The sequence below is a fragment of the Pseudomonas sp. D47 genome (assembly GCF_045447305.1).
Taxonomy (GTDB): Bacteria; Pseudomonadota; Gammaproteobacteria; order Pseudomonadales; family Pseudomonadaceae; genus Aquipseudomonas.
Genome location: NZ_JBJGXU010000164.1, coordinates 1 through 732, shown reverse-complemented (window position 1 = coordinate 732; position 732 = coordinate 1). Strand labels below are relative to the sequence as shown.

General features: G+C 52.9%; 1 pseudogene. It reads left to right on the top strand.

The features are described from left to right. Nucleotides 1–283: pseudogene (locus tag ACI77I_RS32060) on the top strand (hypothetical protein); the annotation flags it as partial. Nucleotides 284–732: the final 449 nt, after the last annotated feature.

The window sequence follows — 732 nt, the reverse complement described above, 5'->3', positions numbered from 1 at the left end:
TACGAAGGTGCATAGCGATGTCTACAAGGCCCGGCAGGTCGGTCGGCTGTGGGCGAGTGTGACTGGCGGTATGGGCTACTACTACAGCTGTAACGCTAAGAAGGAGCATTATGGAGATGATCTAGGCATCGGTCTGATCCATGGGCATGATGGCCATATCCGAAGCAAGGTACACAAAGCCATGCACTATCTGGCCAAAGACGAGGATACGCAGCACTTGAGAGTGAAGCCTGCAGGTGCTCGGTGTCTACGTAAGGGGCAGTTGCGCAAGCCGACTTGGTGAACCCTCTTTGATCTGGTGAGTAACTGGATGATGCGGTCGCTGTACCTGAGATGGTCGCGGTATGCCCTTTGGTTTTAAAGTCCATATGCCATCTATCGATGGGTGATACACCTCTTGTCATGGACCTCGATCCATCCAGTCTCATTCAGAGACCAATTAGGCTTCCTCTCTCAATCGGGCAAGTACCAGGTCAATCGCGGCGCTGTATCCGGGTCAGTCACGGGATCAGCGCCACAAGCTGAGCCGAGGTCCACCGTCACTGGTATTTGACCCTCTCATGGCAGTATCACGCTATGGCTGAGGAAGGATCGTGGCTAAGCAGTCATCACGCTGTAGTTCATTCAAGTTCGCCACTCTGATGCCTGTGCGTTAGCTTCGCATTTGCCTTACTCAGATCTATTTGGGGTAGTCGGTGCTGCTTGGTTGAAGGGGTAATTGGTTCGGTATAG